The sequence below is a fragment of the Sphingomonas aurantiaca genome (genome assembly GCF_003050705.1).
Taxonomy (GTDB): domain Bacteria; phylum Pseudomonadota; class Alphaproteobacteria; order Sphingomonadales; family Sphingomonadaceae; genus Sphingomonas; species Sphingomonas aurantiaca.
This window is the reverse complement of the sequence record NZ_QAOG01000002.1, coordinates 347,790-363,841: the sequence shown is the minus strand read 5'-3', so window position 1 is coordinate 363,841 and position 16,052 is coordinate 347,790. Positions and strand designations below refer to the sequence as shown.

Here is a 16,052-nt window from a genome sequence, read left to right as displayed (position 1 = left end):
CGATGGCCAATGATGTCGACGATCAACTGAGCCGGCTGGCGCAGCGCCCGATGCCCGATCTCGCGACGCTGGAGGCTGACGTCTTCGCGACGATCGCCGAGAACGCCCGCAACCGTGCCACAGGCCGCGCGATCGGCATATGGTCGGTCGGCGTGGCGCTGGCGACCGGCGTCGTTGGCGGCGCGACGCTGGCAGGCAGCATCGCCCCCGCGCACGCCGCGGCGCAGGCGGCGGGCCCCTTCGGCATCGACACACCGCTTGCCCCCTCCACGTTGCTGCTCGGCCGATGATGTCGTCCCGGCGGCGCACGCTCTGGACGATTGCGCTGGCGTTTCTCGCCGGGACCGCGGGCGTCCTGCTCGGTTGCTGGATCATGATGCCGCGCGCCCCGCACGGCACCGAGCTCCACGCGCTGCTGCACCGGGAGATCGCGCTCGACCCCCGGCAGGAAGCGCAGCTCGATTCGCTCGAGACGCAGTTCGCGGTCGAGCGCGCGACGCTCGAGGCGCATATGCGCAGCGACAATGCCGCGCTCGCCGCGGCGATCGCGCGCGAGCATGACGATGGCCCGGCCGTCGCCGCCGCCGTCGATCGCGCGCATCGGACGATGGGCGCGCTGCAGAAGGCGACGCTCGCGCACGTCTTCGCGATGCGGCGGCTGCTCCATCCCGATCAGACCGCGGCGTTCGACCGGCTCGTCGTGCGGGCGCTGACCCCGGCATCGTGAGCGCATCGCTCGACGACCGCACCGATGCCGATCTGGTCGCGCTCCATTGTTCCGGCGGACAGGCCGCGTTCGCCGCACTGATGCGCCGGCACAAGCAGCCGCTCTATCGGCTGATCGTCGCGCAGACCGGCGATGCTGAGGACGCGTTCGATCTGCTGCAGGAGACGTTCGTGGCGGCGCACGCGGCGCTGGCGCGGTTCGACGTCGATCGCTCGCTGCGCGCCTGGCTCGCGCGGATCGCGATCAACAAATGCCGCGACTGGCACCGCCGCCGCCGCGTTCGCCGGGCGCTGGCCTGGGTGCTGCCGAACGAAACGCGAGACCAGGTCGCGGATCCCGCCGCCACCGTGGAGACTCAGGCAGTCGACCGCGACACGCTGACGCACACGCTAGCCGCAATCGCGCGGCTGCCCGCATCGCTGCGCGAACCGCTGCTGCTGTGCACGATCGATGCGCTCAGCCAGGCCGAGGCGGCCGAGGCGCTGGGCGTCAGCGTGAAGACGATCGAGACGCGCGTTCGCCGTGCCCGCCGCGCGCTGAGCGCAATGCTCGAAAATAACGACTGAAGCCGAGGGATCGCGCGGCGTGGCGCGTATGGACGGTAGCGCGCCTGCGCGTTCCGATCCCGAGGATATGCATGACCCGAATGACCCGCCGCCATTTCCTGCGCGATGTCGGCCTCACTGGCGCCGCCGCGACGATCCCGTGGCTGCCCGCCTGGGCGCAACCGGTGTCGGCGGGAATCGTGGCGCCGCTGCCGACCGTGTCGGGGCCCGACATCGCGCTGCGTGTCGCACACCGGATGATGATGATCGACGGCAAGCCCAGCCATGCGATCGGTATCAACGGCACGACGCCGGCGCCGCTGATCCGGCTCAGACAGGGCCAGACCGCACGGCTGTCGGTGACCAACGATCTCGACGAGGAGACGTCGATCCATTGGCACGGCCTGCTGGTGCCGTTCCAGATGGATGGGGTGCCGGGGATCAGCTTTCCCGGTATCGCCGCACGATCGACCTTCACCTATGAATTTCCGGTGATCCAGGCGGGGACCTACTGGTATCACAGCCATTCGGGCCTGCAGGAGCAGATGGGGCATTACGGCCCGATCGTGATCGATCCCGCGGGCGTCGATCCAATCGCCTCGGACCGCGAGCATGTCATCGTCCTGTCCGACCATAGCCCGATGCACCCGCACCGTATCTTCCAGAAGCTGAAGCAGCAGGGCGGCTATTTCAACTATCAGAAACAGACCTTGGCCGGGCTCGTGTCGGGCAAGGACCAGCCGCTCGGCGATCGGCTGATGTGGGGCGGGATGCGAATGGACCCGACCGACGTGTCCGACGTGACCGGATCGACCTACACCTATCTCGTCAACGGCCACGGCCCTGGGGACAACTGGACCGCGCTGTTCCAGCCGAGCGAACGCGTCCGGCTGCGAATCGTCAACGCATCGGCGATGACGACCTTCAACGTCCGCATCCCCGGGCTGAAGCTGACGATCGTCCAGGCGGACGGACTGAATGTCCGGCCGGTCGCGGTCGACGAGTTCCAGATCGCGGTCGCCGAGACCTATGACGTGATCGTCGAACCCGATGCGCGCGCCTACAGTCTGATCGCAGAGGCGTGGGACCGCTCGGGGATGGCCCGCGCGACGCTTGCGCCCTCCGCGGGCATGGTCGCGCCGGTGCCTGCGCTGCGCAAACGCCCGCTGGCGACGATGAAAGACATGGGTATGGGGGGCATGGGGGACATGAGCGGCATGGGTCATGACATGCCTGCCACGTCAGCCCCCTGCCCGCCCGAGCATGCCGCGATGGGACATTGCAAACCCGCCGCCGCGTCCGGCGACATGCTCGGCATGAGTCACGACGGCGCTACCATGAGCCATTCGATGCGCGACTTCGCCAATGCGCCCGAGCTGCCCAGGACCCCGACGGTGCAGACCGTCTCGCCGATGCCGATGGATCGGACGGGGGAGCCGCCACAAGGGCTCGCCGATATTGGTCAGGAGGCGGGGTACAAGGTGCTGGTCTACCGCGATCTCGTCGCGCTCGATCGCAATCCCGATCTGCGCGCGCCGTCTCGGCAGATGCGGATCCACCTCACGGGCAACATGGAGCGCTATATGTGGGCGTTCGACGGGGTGAAGCTGAACGAGGTCAAGGCGCCGATCCCGTTTCGTCAGGGCGAGCGCGTCCGCGTGACGCTGGTCAACGATACGATGATGGCGCACCCGATCCATCTCCACGGCCATTTCTTCGAACTCGTGACGGGGCATGGCGATCACGCCCCGCGCAAGCACACGATCAACGTCGCACCCGGCGGCACCGCGACGTTCGATCTCACCGCGGATGCGGTCGGCGACTGGGCGTTCCACTGTCACATGCTCTACCACATGCATGCGGGGATGATGCAGGTCGTCACCGTCCGTCCCGCCGGCGAGACGGGGGCCGAAGCATGATCCGCGCGGCCTGGGCGCTCACGGCGATGATGACCGCTGGCACGGTGTTCGTGGCCGATCCCGCTGCGGCGCAGATGCACGGCATGCACATGCCCGGCATGGCGATGCCTGCGACGCCCGCCGCGAAGAAGCCTGCTGCGAAGACGCCTGTCCGGCCCAGGTCGCACGCCATACGAAAGGCAAGCCGCGCCCGATCGGCGGCCGCAGCCGCGACCAAGCGCGCGTCGTCGCCCGAACAACCGGCCATGCAGGAGTCCCACGCTGCGATGCCCGGTATGGCGATGCCAGGTATGGCGATGCCCGCCATGGCACCCAGCATGACGATGCCCAGCGCAGCCGCCTGTCCGCCGGAGCACGCGGCGATGGGCCATTGCACTCCCTCGCAGGCGCCTGGCCCGGATGCGGCGACGCCCGTGGGAACCGATCAGCCGGCGGGCAACGCGCCGCCGCCTGCGCCGCCGACGACGCTCGCGGCGGCGCGCTTCTACGATCCTGCGACGATGGCCGCCGCGAACCGGGCGATGCGCGACGAGCATGGCGGCATGCGGTTCAGCCAGATCCTGTTCAACCTTGCCGAGGTCCAGGCGCGCAACGGCCGCGACGGCTATCGCTGGGATGGCGAAGGCTGGTTCGGCGGCGACATCCACCGCCTCGTCGTCAAGAGCGAGGGCGAAGGCGATTTCGGCCGCAGCATCGAGTCCGCAGAGATGCAGGCTTTGTATGCCAAAGCGATAGACCCCTATTGGAACCTCCAGGCGGGTGTCCGCCAAGACTTGGGGTCGGGCGCCAAGCGGACCTATGCGGTGGTCGGCGTCGAGGGGCTCGCCCCCTATTGGTTCGACGTCGAGGGCAGCGTCTTCCTGTCGAACAGAGGCGACGTGCTCGCGCGCGCCGAGGCCTGGTACGACCAGCGGATCACGCAGCACCTCGTTCTCCAGCCGCGCGTCGAACTCAATCTCGCCGCGCAGGACGTGCCCGCCAGCCGGATCGGTGCGGGCCTGTCGAGTACCGAACTCGGCCTGCGCCTGCGCTATGAGGTTGCGCGGGAATTCGCGCCCTATGTCGGGCTGTCCTACATGCATGCGAACACCGCCACTGCGCGCTATTCGCGGGCAAGGCGTGAGCGTTCCGTGGATGCCGATACCGGCGGCCTGGCCGTTGCGGTGGGGATCAGGGGCTGGTTCTGATATGTGCGGCGGGGGGTGTGGATTCGGCGTAATTATACGACGGATAGAGGATTATTTTGTAGCGAAGTTATTGGCTTAGCCTTCGACTTTCGCTTGATTCAGCATAGCTGTTATCTTAACATAAGTTATGCCAATTCGTTCGGACACTGCGGTTGTATTGATGAAGATGGCGCTTGCGCTGCTTGACCGCGATCGCGTGGAGCTTGCGGCCTGCCATCTTCAGCATGCGATCGAACTTGCCGAGGGCGATGACGGGCTCGGCGGCCTTGATGGCACGGCGCTGACCGATCAGCCCGACGCCCCGCATTGCTGAGCGTTCGTGCCGCTACTGGCGTAGACAAGGGCTGCGGTCCGCAGAACACCGCGCGCAATTCGCGCCACCCCGCGGCAAAAGCTATAGTATAGCCGATCTATTGATCCTCATCAGCGTGATTCACGAACTCTAGATGGACCCTATACGCATGCAGGCTCGTTACGACCCCTGAACCATTTTACGGATGTTCCGGGCCCGATCATGCGTATCGCGATTATCTCTCATCTCAAGCACGCGATCGTCGAGCCGTTCGCTGGGGGGCTTGAGATGCATACGCATCTTCTCGCCACGAGACTGCGCGCCCGCGGGCATGACGTCGTCCTGTTCGCGTCGACTCGCTCGGATCCCGCCACCGGATTAACCGCAATCTGCGACGAGACCGCGCTAATGGCGACCGGCGTGGCGGAGGCGACCGACATCGCGTTCTTCCGCGAACACCATGCCTATCTGCGGCTGATGTCCGAACTGCGCCGAGGTGGGTTCGATATCGCTCACAACAACTCGCTGCATTACCTGCCGGTCGCGATGGCGGACACGTTGCCGATGCCGATGGTCACGACGCTGCACACCCCGCCCTTTTGCTGGCTGGAGAGCGGCATCCGGCTGTGTCGGGCCGAGGCGACCCGGTTCGTCGCGGTATCGGAGGCGATCCGCGCGATGTGGTCGCCGATCGTCCCCATCGACCGCGTCGTCGGCAACGGCATCGATCTCGACCGGTTTCCCTATCGTGCCGTGCCTGACGCGGATCCGTATCTGGTCTGGTATGGGCGCATCGTCCCCGAAAAGGGGCTTCATCTCGCGATCGCGGCGGCGCAGCGCGTCGGGCTTCCGCTGCGGATCGCGGGTCCGATCTCAGATCCGGCCTATTACGGCGCACAGGTCGCACCGCATCTGGGCGAGGCGGTGCGGTATGTCGGCCATCTCGATCATGGCGCGCTGTCGTTGCTGATCGGCGGTGCACGGGCGTTCCTGTGCACACCGTGCTGGGACGAGCCGTACGGGCTGGTCGTCGCCGAAGCGCTGGCGTGCGGGACTCCGGTCGCCGCCTTCGCGCGCGGCGCGATCCCCAGCCTGCTCGATGCGGACAGCGGCGTGCTGGCGACACCGGACGACGTCGAGTCGCTCGCAGACGCTGCGCGCCGCGCGCTCCACCTCGACCGATCGGACAGTCGCGCACGCGCGGTGGCGATCTGCGACGCCGAGACGATGATCGGCGGCTATGAGGCACTGTACGAGGAGATGTGCGCGCAGCACGCTGGCGTAACGCCGGCTGCGCCGATGTGGCCCGCACTGGCCGCGAGCAGATCCGCACCGCGCAGCGCGCACGCGCTGTGACCCCAGTACCTTTCTGCGTCTGCGTGCCGGCGCGCAACGAGAGCCAGCGCTTGCCAGTCCTGCTCGACGCACTCGCCGCGCAGAGGATCGCGGGACGCATCCCCGTCGCCTTGTGCATCAACAATAGCGACGACGACAGCGTTGCGGTCGTGGAGCAGCACGCATGCCGCCACGCCGAGCGACTGGACATCATAGTGGACGCCTGCACCCTCCCCCCCTCCCTCGCGCATGCTGGCGGCGCACGCGGCCAGGCGATGGAGATGGGGTATCGCCACGTCAGCAGCGCGGCCGGCGGTGTCGGCGTGCTGATCTCGACCGACGCGGATTGCCGTCCCCCGGCCGAGTGGATCGCCGCCAACCTCGCCGCGATCAGCGCGGGAGCCGATATCGTCGGGGGACGGATCATCCTGGACGATGCCGAACCGATCGATCCGGCGATCGCACGGATGCGCGACCGGTTCGATCGTTACTGGGCCGCGGTGCGCGCCATCGAGGATGCGAGCGATCCCTCGCCGCACGACCCGCCGCCGCGTCACGGCGACCATACCGGCGCCAGCATCGCGATCGACGCCGCCTTGTATCGCGCAATCGGCGGGGTACCGCCGATCGCCTCGGGCGAGGACCGGTCGATGGTGATCAACGCGGTCGCGGCAGGAGGGCGGCTCGTCCATCCACCGTCGGTGTGGACGCGGGTCTCTGCCCGGACGGAAGGTCGGGCCGCAGGCGGCATGGCGATCGCGATGGCCGAACTTGCGGAGACGGTGGATCGCGGTATCGATCCCTACGTGCCGGCTTTCGAGCATTGGCGTGCGCGGGCGCTCTGGCGGCGCGCGACACGGACCGCGTACGGCGTGGCGGAGATGCTGGCGCGAGAAGCGGACCTGCCGCCGATGCCTGCCGATATGTCGTTGCCCGCGTGCCCGCCAGAGCACGACGTATCACGCCTGCGGGTAGCAGCGCCCGCCGCGTCATGACCCGGCGTCCGATCGGCTATTACGTCCACCACCACGGCGCCGGACACGCCGCGCGTGCGTCGGCGATCGCGGATCATGCCGAGGGGCGCATCACGCTGATCGGGACGAACATCGCCGGACGGACCGGCGTGCATCCCTATCTCGATCTTCCCGACGATCGGCTCGCTCCTGGTTTTGATGGCCGCGACGGCACGACGGAGCGGCCCGCGGCGTTGCATTACGCACCGCTCGATCATGAGGGGATCCGGCACAGGGTCGCCGCGATTACGCACTGGATTGCCGAAAACCGCCCTGCGCTGATGATCGTCGACGTATCGTGCGAGATCGCGATGCTGGCGCGGCTCGCATCGGTCGCGACGGTCTGCGTGCGGCTCGGAGGTCGCCGCGACGACGTCCCGCATCTCGAGGCGTTTCGCGCGGCGACCGCGCTGATCGCACCGTTTGCCGAAGCGCTCGACGATCCCGCCACGCCGGACTGGGTTCGCCGAAAGACTTTTTACGCCCCCGGACTGGTCCAGCGGAGCAACGCCGCCGGGGTGGATCCGGCATCGGTGCTGGTCGTCGGCGGCCGCGGCGGCGCGGCGATCGATGGCGCGGCCTGGGCCCGTGCGGCGCGCGCGACGCCCGACCGGACGTGGCGGATCATCGGCGACTCCACGCCGCTTCCGGACGCGCCGCCCAACCTCGAGGTGCTTGGTTGGGTCGACGACGCGGCGGCGCGGATCGCATGCGCGGGCATCGTCGTCGGCAGCGCGGGCGACGGCGTGGTCGGCGCGGTGCTCGCAGCGCGCCGGCCGTTCGTCTGCCTTCCCGAGGATCGGCCGTTCGACGAGCAGCGATCAAAGGCTCGACAGTTGGCCGCGACGGGCGCGGCGCTGGTGTGCGAGGATGCCAGGACGGCGGACTGGCCAAGCCTGCTCGCGCTTGTAGAACGGCGCGATTCTGCGGCGCAGGCGGCGCTCGACGACCCGGACGGCGCGGCCCGCCTGGCAGCGCATGTGCTGGCCCTGGCCGATGGAGAGCGCGGATGAGCGACATAATGACGACGATACTCGAAGACCCACTGGTGGGCGCGCTTGCGCGGCTCGGCGAACGCTATGACAACGAGCGCGCGCACCCTGCCGACAGCATGGCACTGCTCGTTGAGGCCGGGCTGCTGCACCGGTTCGCGCCGGTGGAGTCGGGGGGCGAGGCGTTTGCCGATGCCGCTGACCGTCACCATGCGATGTTCGACGCGCTGCGCCGGATCGGTCGCGGCGACCTGAGCGTCGGCCGCCTGTTCGAGGGTCATGTCAACGCGATGGCGCTGTTCGGCTGGTATGCGACCGCGCGGCAGAAGGACTGGCTGCGTGGCGCGCTCGATCGCGGCGCGGCGTTCGGCGTGTGGGCGACCGAACCGGCACCGGGCGTTGCCCTGGTCGATACGCCGACCGGACGCACACTCGACGGCGCGAAGAGCTTTGCCAGCGGCGCGGGCGGGATCGGTTATGCGATCGTCACGGTCCAGCCCGAGAGCAGCGACCGCCGGCTGGCGATCGTCGGCGCCGATGACCTGTCGCGGACCGACGCCAGCGGCTGGCGCGTCCGCGGCATGCGCGCGAGCATGAGCGGCGCCTATGACCTGACCGGCTATCCGATCGACGACGAGGCGCTGCTCGGCGCGCCCGGCGATTATGATCGCGAGCCGCGCTTCACTGCCGGCGCATGGCGGTTCACCGCGGTCCAGCTCGGCGGGATCGAGGCGTTGCTCGCCGAGACGCGGGCCGCGCTCTCGGGCGCGGCGCAGGTCGACCCGCTCGCGCGGGCGGCATTCGGGCATGCGATCGTCGCGGCACGCACCGCCGGGCTATGGGTACGCGAGGCGGCGGTGCGTGCGGCGCGCGAGGATGCCGATGCCGCCGCCTTCGCCCGCATGACTCGCGGGGTGGTCGAACGCGCAGGGCTGGACGTCATGGAACACGCCGCCCGGCTGATCGGCACGCGCAGCACGTTCGAGGGGCAGCGCGTCGACAAGATCATTCGCGATCTCAGCCTGTATCTGCGTCAGGCCGCACCCGACCAGGTCCGCGATACCGCGGTGCGCGACTGGATCGATCATGATTGCTGGGGCGAGGATCGGCTGTGGTAGCCATCCCCCGCCCGCTCGCGACGAGCCGGTTCGCACGTGCGCGCTGGCTGGTGCTGGCGCCGCATGCCGATGACGAGACGCTGGGCGTGGGCGCGCTGGTCGCGCAGGCGGCGGCGGCGCAGCGGCTTGCTGGGGTCGTCTATCTTACCGATGGCGCGGGGTCGCACGATGCGGGTGGCGCGTGGCTGGCGCGGGTGCGGCGGCGCGAGGCGGCGCTGGCACTGCGCAGGCTGGCAGGCTGTGATGCGCCTCCGCCGCTGTTCCTCGACTGGCCCGACGCACATCCACACCAGGCCGACAGCGCGGCGTGGCACGCGACGATGCGCCGGCTTGCGGCGCTGATCCGCGCACGCCGCGTCGATGCGATCGCGGTCACAGGTGCGGACGAGCCGCATTGCGATCATACTGCGTGCCGGACGATCGCCATCGCCGCAATCCGCGCCGCCCGGCGTAGCGTTACGCCGTTCGACTACCGGGTCTGGACGGATCCGGCGGTGCCGCCTGCCCGGACGATGTTCCGCACGCAGCCGATGCCGGTTGGCCAGCGTCGCCATGCGCTGATGGCGCATCGCAGTCAGACGGGGGGCGCCTATGGCCCCGGCTTCCGCCTTGCGCGCGATGCCTGGCGGATGCCGGGCGACGACATTCTCCACCTGACCGGAATTGCCGATGCCCGCTGACGACACCCGAGACGGCACCAGCCTGGCCGCCGGCTATTTCGAGGATATCTTTGCCGGGGACGACGATCCCTGGTCGCTCGCCAGCAGCGCGTATGAAGCGGGCAAGTTCGCGCATACCATCGCGGTGCTCGACGATCGCCGCTACGCCGCCGCGCTCGAGATCGGCTGCGCGCATGGCGTGTTGACGCACCGGCTGGCGCCGTTGTGCGCGGATCTGCTGGCGATCGACATTGCCGAGGGCGCGATCGGATATGCGCGCGCACGGTGCGAGGACCGGCCACAGGTCCGGTTCGAGCGGCTCGCCTTTCCCGGCCAGACACCGGCGACCGGGCCACTCGATCTCATCCTGATGTCAGAGGTCGTCTATTACTGGAGCGATGCCGATATCGCTGCCGCCGGTGCGTGGTTGCGGACTCGGGTCGCGCCGGGCGGGCGGATCCTGCTGGTCCACTGGACCGGTGAAACCGACTATCCGCAAACCGGCGACGCGGCGGTCGAGGCGATGTTCGCCGCACTGGGTGATGCGGTGACGGTCGAGCATGCCGAGCGGACGGAGGCGTACCGGCTCGATTTGTGGACGCAGAAATGACGAGGCTGAGCTTGAGTCAGGTGGCGTAGGGGACCGGCTCGCAGCTGCAAAACGCTACGGCTCGCGCCTGCCGCGCGATAAACGGTTGGTGCCCCTGGCCTCTGCCGGTTCTCGCCGATCATGATATTGTTTTTCCTGGGTTTTAATAGTTGGTTGATTTGCGAAGTGCCCCCTCAAGTGCCCCCATCCTCAGGGGCGTAGGGGGCACGCTGCTAGCCGTTCACGCATCCAATCATCGATGTCGGCCTGCCACCAGCCGCTGGCCTGCACGGTCAGCTTCACTTGCTGAGGGAACGTACCAGCCGCGACCATGCGGTAGATCGTCGATCTACCAAGGCCCGTGGTCTTCATCACGTCAGGTACGCGCAGGAAGCGACCGCCGGAGCTGGCCGCACCGCGTTGTCTGGCGGTAGCGAGGGTCATAGCGGTCATGCGGCTTCCTTGAGGCAATCGTGTTCAAATAGGCGGGCGAGTACGGCGCGAAGCTTGCATACGTAGGCGAGGAAGTGTTCGCCCCTTCCCTCGAGGGCCACCGCTGCGGACCTGATGTCGGCATCAGACGCGCCACGCTCGCCGCTAATTTTATAATTGAGTGCGCGAACGGTGATGCAGAGTTCGTCTGCAATGGAAGCCGCTGCGGGAGCGGCTACAGGCTTGGCGTTTATCATCAGATGCGTTCCGGCAAGGCGGTGGCGTTCTCGGAAGCGCGTTCCGAGCGATTGGGTAGGGCGGACGTGTCGAAATTAGCGGGTGCGCTTGGCCTTGGGCGGTCGCAGGCGCGGCTTCCTAGTCACGCGGTACGCCTTGACCAGTAGCGACAGCCACCAACGGACCAATAAGACCTGGAAAACCTCGCCCATCAGGCGAACCCTCGGCACCGTCTCCAACGGAGCGTAGAGGTCGGCCGGTTCGCGAGGCTCCACGATCATGCGGAAGCTCCGCCTTCTGGTGTGCGCCAGGCCGACCGTAGAACCGCGGTGACGTCGACCGCGATCATGGACTTTGCGCCATCCGTGCGCGCCAGTTTGCCTGCGTCAGGACCCCATAGGAAGCGGTAGTCGTCAGTCTCCCCAACCCGCCAGAAAAAGGTCAATTCCTCCGGGGGCGCAACGCCGTCGGGCGTATAGCTCGCCGCAGGCTGCTGAGTGATGTTCACATAGGGGTTGAGGTGGCGGCGAAATTCCTCGCGCGGCATCCCTTCCCACAACTCCATGACGCGCACCGTTACCTTCTGCGCGCCGTGAATTTCAGCGGTCCACGGCACGATCTCGGCCCAAAGCTCGTCTTCCATCGAGATATCATCGGCCGCTTCTTCGGCGATCCGTGGGTGCTTCTCCGGGTCGAAGCCGGGGACTTCAACTATGTCGCGATACCCAGCGCGCTTCACCCTGCGGGCGATCACGTTCCGCTCGATCATATCTAGCGTCCACATCGCGTGAACTTCGTCGCGGGTCGCGCCGCGACCATCGAAGAACGCAATAGCGTCGCGATAGACCTTGCAGACCGACAGCATCCCTTTGATGCTGACGCCAAGGATGCGGAGCTGGTTCATGATCGCGGCGATGTTCGCCTCGTACCATTCGAACCGCAACTTGAAGCCGGTGCCCGTTTTCGGAGCCTCGATCGGGCGCAGCACGCCGCCCCGAACCCAGAACGTCATGACGTCCCGAGGGATTTCAGCCTTGGCCATGATGTCGCCGCGTAGAATCGGCTCTTTGGTTGGCATCGGCCATCCTTGTTTTCGACTGGCTCTCATTCCTAAGTGACTAAAGATCACTCCGCAAGCGACGATTTGGAAAGCCGGTGCCTGTCACGCTGCGTTCTGCCAAGGTTATCGAGCCGCGCGTCTGCTATTGGGCCGTCTTCGCCCGCCGTGCAGCGGTCTAGGTCCCCGTCTTCCGAGTCCGGATCGCCTGCGGCTTGGTTGAGCAATCCAAACAACGCCTCGATCAGATTGCCAATCCGGATGCCGTCGACGGGATCGAGCACAGCCGGCGCAACCGACTTAGCGAGGGTGAACACTTCGCCCTCCCTCACCAAGCTATCTGCGGCCTTCTGTTGCGACGCGGCCCTCACGCTGCCTTGACCTTTGGCAAGCGCTGGCCGGCCTTCTCCATTTCCCCCCCGACTTCGACGATCTCGGTTGCCTTGGTCCGGACCATCGTAAGCAACGACGCAATCGCACCCCAAAGCTCGTTATCGATCAGGAAGGCGTCGGCGTGCTGATGACGCATCATTCCACGCTGCTGATGCAACAAGCCGGTTGAACCGCCGAATCGGGAAACTCGAAACGCCCAAGCGTCCGAACTCCGGCGGTTTCTGCAGCTTCTAGCTTGCCCGACGGGATGGACCAAGCCTTGGCCGCCGGCTTAGGTTTCGCCGGAAGTCGCTCGAGACTATAGTCGCCGCATGACAAAATCACCTCGCGAAGCCAGCACCTCGAAGAAGCCACCTCTCAATGGTTGGCTGGGGATAGGCATCGTGCTTGTCACTATGACGATCTCGTTCTTCGTGGCTTACGCCTGCCTGCTACCGTAAATTCCTCTGGATCAGCCAGCCGCGAACGTCGGCAATCGGTCCTTGATGGCACGGCCGGTTGGGGCCGGCGAGACCGAGTTCCGGACGTTTAGCACCGATCTGGAACCTGCTTAAACCGGTCGTCCGTTCATTTCCTCCGCAGGACCGGTCGATCGGCTAGGCACGGCTCGGGTTACTCCTGCCCTCGAGTACGCCACCCCGCGCTTAATGATAACGACTTGCATTAGTGCATATTTGACCTCAAGAGACCGCAAGACATCTCTGGGGGATACGAATGACTGCCTTACTCGCCGTTCTCATGACCACGGCCAATCTTGACGCTTCGCCCGTTACGCTGCCAGATCCCGGGGCCGAGGCCGCGCTTCAGGCCCGCCAATCCGCGGACGAGATTGTCGTAACTGGCGCACGTACTGAAGGCAGCAGCGACTATACGATCCCCGGGCAAACGACCGCAACGCGGCTCAACCTGACGCTCCGCGAGACGCCGCAGTCGGTCAGCGTCGTCACGCGCGCGCAGATCGAGGATTTCCAGCTTAATGACGTCAATACGCTGCTTGGCACGGTTCCCGGCGTGAACGTGCAAGCTGGCGAGACCGACCGAGTGTATTTCTCCGCACGCGGCTTCGACATCCAGACGTTCCAGGTTGACGGCATCGGCGTTCCGTTCGCGTTCGGCATCCAGACCGGTTCGATCGATACCGCCTTCTACGATCACATCGAGGTCGTCCGCGGTGCCCCCGGCCTGCTCTCGTCGACCGGCAACCCGTCCGCCGTGGTGAACTTCATCCGCAAGCGTCCTACCAAGGATCTGCAGGTGCGCGCGAGCGGGCAATATGGCTCGTTCGACCAGTATCGCGGCGAGGCCGACGTCAGCGTGCCGATCACCAAGGACGGCAGCATCCGGGCGCGTGCAGTCGGGGCGTATCAGGACGGCGACAGCTATCTCGACCGCTATGGTCTTCGTCGCTGGGTCGGCTACGGTATCGTCGAGGCGGACCTTGGTGCCAGCACGACGGTCAGCGCGGGCTATGGTCATCAGGACCATAAAAGCCGCGGCGCGATGTGGGGTGCGATCCCGCTCACCTACAGCGACGGGACGCCGTTGAACTTCGCGCGCTCGTCGAACGTCGCGCCCGAATGGTCGAGCTGGAACGTGATCGACCGCCAGATCTTCGGCGACATCACGCACCGGTTCGGCAATGGCTGGGTTGCGCGTGCGAGCGCGATCCGCCGTGCAACCGACGAGAACAACACGCTGTTCTATGTCTACGGCAACCCGCTGCGAAACGACGCCGACGGCATCGGCATAGATCCGGCAACCGGGCTCCAGATCGGGATCCAGAGCTATCCGGGCAAGTTCCGCGCAACCACGCGCAACCTCACGATGGAGGCGTACATCGCCGGCCCGGTGACGTTCCTGGGGCGTGAGCACGAGATCAACATCGGCGTGAACCGCAGCGCGCAAGACTATGTCCAGCAGTCGAGCTACGACAACAGCACGATCGGGACCTACCTGCCCTATCCCGACCTGTTCGCGGGAAATTTCTCGCTGCCCAACTTCCCCACGACGTTTTCGAGCGACCCTGCGTCGAGCCAGAATACCCACACACGGCGCGAGACCGCCTATGGTCTCATCCGGTTCAATCCCGGCGACGCGGTGAAGGTGATGTTCGGTGGCAACGTGACGCATGCCAAGAGCACGGGCTTTTCCTACGGCGGCAACACCGATTTTGACGCGACGCGGTTCCTGCCGTTCGCCGGCGCTACGGTCAACGTGACGAGCAACCTCAGCCTCTACGGCAGCTACGCGACGATCTTCAATCCGCAGAACCAGCTGCTCGACATCAACAACCGCATCATCGATCCGATCGAGGGCGAGAACCTCGAACTCGGGATCAAGGGCGACTGGTTCGCCGGTCGGCTGAACGCGACGGTCGCGGTATTCAAGACGCGGCAGGACAATACCGCCGAAGCGGCGGGCATCGTGACCGAGAACAACGTCACCCGCACCTATTATGTCGGGATCGATGCGCGGTCGGAAGGCGTGGAGATCGATGTCGGCGGGCAGCTCGCGCCTGGCCTTCAGATGACGGGCGGATATACGGTAATGCGGATCGAGGACCCGGAGGGCAATCCGGTGCGGCGTTATGTCGCGCGCAACACCGGGCGGCTCAATCTCAGCTATACGCTGCCGATGCTGCCCGCCCTCAAGCTGGGCGCCAGCGCGCAGTATCAGAGCCGGATCATCTCGCCGACCGGGCTGGGCCGGCAGGGAAATTATGCGCTACTCGACCTGCTGGCAGCGTACGGCATCACGCCGAACATTTCGGCTGCAGTAAACCTACGCAACGTCACCAACACCAAATACCTGACCGCAACCAATTTCGACGGCGGTTATTATGGCGCACCGCGTTCGGTGCTGGGTACCATCAGCGTGCGATATTGAGGAGCTGCGTGGGGTGGACGTGCCACGTGGGCCTAGGCTTGAAAATCTCACGCATGCAGCGCTACGCAACCAGTGATTCAACCGAGATGAGCACGTGACTGCATCCATCGGCCCAGAGCGCGACTTCAACGTGTTGCCCTCGTTCATTACTATGCCCCTCGCGGTTGACCCACAAGTGGACATTCAAGTGCCCTTCCCTGCCCCCCACTTTCGGACATTCGTTCATCGGGTTGGACGGCAGTTTTTGGGCGTTTAGTCGAGCCGCTTGTATAACCGAAACCGGTGGCTAGCTGCCTTTCCGATCTAATCCTCGGCGTCCATGATCGGCTGTCGTTTTAGCAGGCGGCGAACGATGTGAATGCCGATAGAACTGAACAGTACGATCCCATAACTCCCCCCAAGAAGCACGGCTGCCACGATCAGCGCTGTGGACCAGAATCGAGTCAGTTCTACGCCGACCAAGCGGACGATGAAGGCAGCAACCAGTATGTAGAGAAACGCCAGTATGATGCCGCTACCGAAGAAGTAGCCCCGCAGGCGTCGGCGAGCGCGTTTCAGGCGTGCAGCTTCCATCATCTTCATGAGGATGCCAGCACGTTGCGATGTTCGCTAGTGGGCGCTAGCTGCTGGTCCGCTTTACAGCTGGCAATTCCCAGAATCAGCCATTCAGA

General features: G+C 66.1%; 18 protein-coding genes. 13 read left to right on the top strand and 5 right to left on the bottom strand.

The window, feature by feature from the left end:
* Window positions 1-2: 2 nt before the first annotated feature.
* The 12 genes from C8J26_RS07090 (at window position 3) to C8J26_RS07040 (ending at window position 10,397) form a co-directional block, all read left to right on the top strand.
* The gene (locus C8J26_RS07090; protein WP_107957302.1) at window positions 3-290 is read left to right on the top strand and encodes a hypothetical protein; all 288 of its coding nucleotides are present in this window, start codon (window positions 3-5) and stop codon (window positions 288-290) included.
* Window positions 287-727 (top strand): periplasmic heavy metal sensor, encoded by a 441-nt coding sequence (locus C8J26_RS07085; RefSeq protein WP_425275401.1) that lies wholly within the window; start codon window positions 287-289, stop codon window positions 725-727. The genes C8J26_RS07090 and C8J26_RS07085 overlap by 4 nt, the downstream gene beginning before the upstream one ends.
* Window positions 724-1,293, top strand: coding sequence for an RNA polymerase sigma factor (locus tag C8J26_RS07080; RefSeq protein ID WP_244185207.1), 570 nt, complete (start codon window positions 724-726; stop codon window positions 1,291-1,293). Before C8J26_RS07085 ends, C8J26_RS07080 begins: the two co-directional genes overlap by 4 nt.
* Window positions 1,294-1,364: 71 nt before the next feature.
* The gene (locus C8J26_RS07075) at window positions 1,365-3,191 is read left to right on the top strand and encodes a copper resistance system multicopper oxidase (RefSeq protein ID WP_107957301.1); all 1,827 of its coding nucleotides are present in this window, start codon (window positions 1,365-1,367) and stop codon (window positions 3,189-3,191) included.
* Complete coding sequence (locus tag C8J26_RS07070) at window positions 3,188-4,378, top strand: copper resistance protein B (protein WP_341871498.1); 1,191 nt, start codon at window positions 3,188-3,190, stop codon at window positions 4,376-4,378. The genes C8J26_RS07075 and C8J26_RS07070 overlap by 4 nt, the downstream gene beginning before the upstream one ends.
* A 157-nt stretch (window positions 4,379-4,535) precedes the next feature.
* Window positions 4,536-4,691 carry a hypothetical protein gene (locus C8J26_RS20405; RefSeq protein ID WP_167398791.1) on the top strand — a complete coding sequence of 52 codons (156 nt, stop codon included), beginning with the start codon at window positions 4,536-4,538 and terminating at the stop codon, window positions 4,689-4,691.
* Window positions 4,692-4,892: 201 nt separating this feature from the next.
* Complete coding sequence (locus C8J26_RS07065) at window positions 4,893-6,026, top strand: glycosyltransferase (RefSeq protein WP_107957300.1); 1,134 nt, start codon at window positions 4,893-4,895, stop codon at window positions 6,024-6,026.
* Entirely contained in the window at window positions 6,023-7,000 is a 978-nt protein-coding gene (locus C8J26_RS07060) for a glycosyltransferase (protein WP_244185206.1), read from the top strand. Before C8J26_RS07065 ends, C8J26_RS07060 begins: the two co-directional genes overlap by 4 nt.
* A complete protein-coding gene (locus C8J26_RS07055) occupies window positions 6,997-8,031 on the top strand; it encodes a glycosyltransferase (protein ID WP_107957298.1) in 1,035 nt (344 codons plus the stop codon). Before C8J26_RS07060 ends, C8J26_RS07055 begins: the two co-directional genes overlap by 4 nt.
* Window positions 8,028-9,128, top strand: a complete 1,101-nt coding sequence (locus C8J26_RS07050; protein ID WP_107957297.1) for an acyl-CoA dehydrogenase family protein — start codon at window positions 8,028-8,030, stop codon at window positions 9,126-9,128. The genes C8J26_RS07055 and C8J26_RS07050 overlap by 4 nt, the downstream gene beginning before the upstream one ends.
* A complete protein-coding gene (locus C8J26_RS07045; RefSeq protein ID WP_244185205.1) occupies window positions 9,122-9,808 on the top strand; it encodes a PIG-L deacetylase family protein in 687 nt (228 codons plus the stop codon). The genes C8J26_RS07050 and C8J26_RS07045 overlap by 7 nt, the downstream gene beginning before the upstream one ends.
* Window positions 9,798-10,397: an SAM-dependent methyltransferase gene (locus C8J26_RS07040; protein WP_107957296.1), complete on the top strand. Its 600-nt coding sequence runs from the start codon at window positions 9,798-9,800 to the stop codon at window positions 10,395-10,397. Before C8J26_RS07045 ends, C8J26_RS07040 begins: the two co-directional genes overlap by 11 nt.
* Window positions 10,398-10,586: 189 nt before the next feature.
* Here the strand turns inward: C8J26_RS07040 and C8J26_RS07035 are convergent, their stop codons facing one another.
* The 4 genes from C8J26_RS07035 to C8J26_RS20065 all read right to left on the bottom strand — a co-directional run bounded on the left by C8J26_RS07035 (window position 10,587) and on the right by C8J26_RS20065 (window position 12,634).
* Entirely contained in the window at window positions 10,587-10,829 is a 243-nt protein-coding gene (locus tag C8J26_RS07035; RefSeq protein WP_107952245.1) for a helix-turn-helix transcriptional regulator, read from the bottom strand.
* A gap of 493 nt (window positions 10,830-11,322) precedes the next feature.
* A complete protein-coding gene (locus tag C8J26_RS07025; protein ID WP_107957294.1) occupies window positions 11,323-12,123 on the bottom strand; it encodes a hypothetical protein in 801 nt (266 codons plus the stop codon).
* Window positions 12,124-12,170: 47 nt separating this feature from the next.
* Window positions 12,171-12,419: a hypothetical protein gene (locus C8J26_RS07020; RefSeq protein WP_146168790.1), complete on the bottom strand. Its 249-nt coding sequence runs from the start codon at window positions 12,417-12,419 to the stop codon at window positions 12,171-12,173.
* A gap of 50 nt (window positions 12,420-12,469) precedes the next feature.
* Window positions 12,470-12,634, bottom strand: a complete 165-nt coding sequence (locus C8J26_RS20065; RefSeq protein WP_208631340.1) for a hypothetical protein — start codon at window positions 12,632-12,634, stop codon at window positions 12,470-12,472.
* A gap of 575 nt (window positions 12,635-13,209) precedes the next feature.
* Here C8J26_RS20065 and C8J26_RS07015 point away from each other — a divergent pair.
* Window positions 13,210-15,381, top strand: a complete 2,172-nt coding sequence (locus tag C8J26_RS07015; RefSeq protein WP_107957292.1) for a TonB-dependent siderophore receptor — start codon at window positions 13,210-13,212, stop codon at window positions 15,379-15,381.
* A 303-nt stretch (window positions 15,382-15,684) separates the two neighbouring features.
* Here C8J26_RS07015 and C8J26_RS07010 read toward each other — a convergent pair whose 3' ends face one another.
* Window positions 15,685-15,963, bottom strand: coding sequence for a hypothetical protein (locus tag C8J26_RS07010; RefSeq protein ID WP_107957291.1), 279 nt, complete (start codon window positions 15,961-15,963; stop codon window positions 15,685-15,687).
* Window positions 15,964-16,052 lie beyond the last annotated feature (89 nt).

Bases quoted from the DNA above. Each gene is read 5' to 3' on its own strand.
- C8J26_RS07015 (WP_107957292.1), top strand. From the start codon at position 13,210: ATGACTGCCTTACTCGCCGTTCTCATGACCACGGCCAATCTTGACGCT.
- C8J26_RS07050 (WP_107957297.1), top strand. From the start codon at position 8,028: ATGAGCGACATAATGACGACGATACTCGAAGACCCACTGGTGGGCGCG.
- C8J26_RS07065 (WP_107957300.1), top strand. From the start codon at position 4,893: ATGCGTATCGCGATTATCTCTCATCTCAAGCACGCGATCGTCGAGCCG.
- C8J26_RS20065 (WP_208631340.1), bottom strand. From the start codon at position 12,634: ATGATGCGTCATCAGCACGCCGACGCCTTCCTGATCGATAACGAGCTT.
- C8J26_RS07055 (WP_107957298.1), top strand. From the start codon at position 6,997: ATGACCCGGCGTCCGATCGGCTATTACGTCCACCACCACGGCGCCGGA.
- C8J26_RS07010 (WP_107957291.1), bottom strand. From the start codon at position 15,963: ATGAAGATGATGGAAGCTGCACGCCTGAAACGCGCTCGCCGACGCCTG.
- C8J26_RS07035 (WP_107952245.1), bottom strand. From the start codon at position 10,829: ATGACCGCTATGACCCTCGCTACCGCCAGACAACGCGGTGCGGCCAGC.
- C8J26_RS07085 (WP_425275401.1), top strand. From the start codon at position 287: ATGATGTCGTCCCGGCGGCGCACGCTCTGGACGATTGCGCTGGCGTTT.
- C8J26_RS07075 (WP_107957301.1), top strand. From the start codon at position 1,365: ATGACCCGAATGACCCGCCGCCATTTCCTGCGCGATGTCGGCCTCACT.
- C8J26_RS07070 (WP_341871498.1), top strand. From the start codon at position 3,188: ATGATCCGCGCGGCCTGGGCGCTCACGGCGATGATGACCGCTGGCACG.
- C8J26_RS07090 (WP_107957302.1), top strand. From the start codon at position 3: ATGGCCAATGATGTCGACGATCAACTGAGCCGGCTGGCGCAGCGCCCG.
- C8J26_RS07040 (WP_107957296.1), top strand. From the start codon at position 9,798: ATGCCCGCTGACGACACCCGAGACGGCACCAGCCTGGCCGCCGGCTAT.
- C8J26_RS07025 (WP_107957294.1), bottom strand. From the start codon at position 12,123: ATGCCAACCAAAGAGCCGATTCTACGCGGCGACATCATGGCCAAGGCT.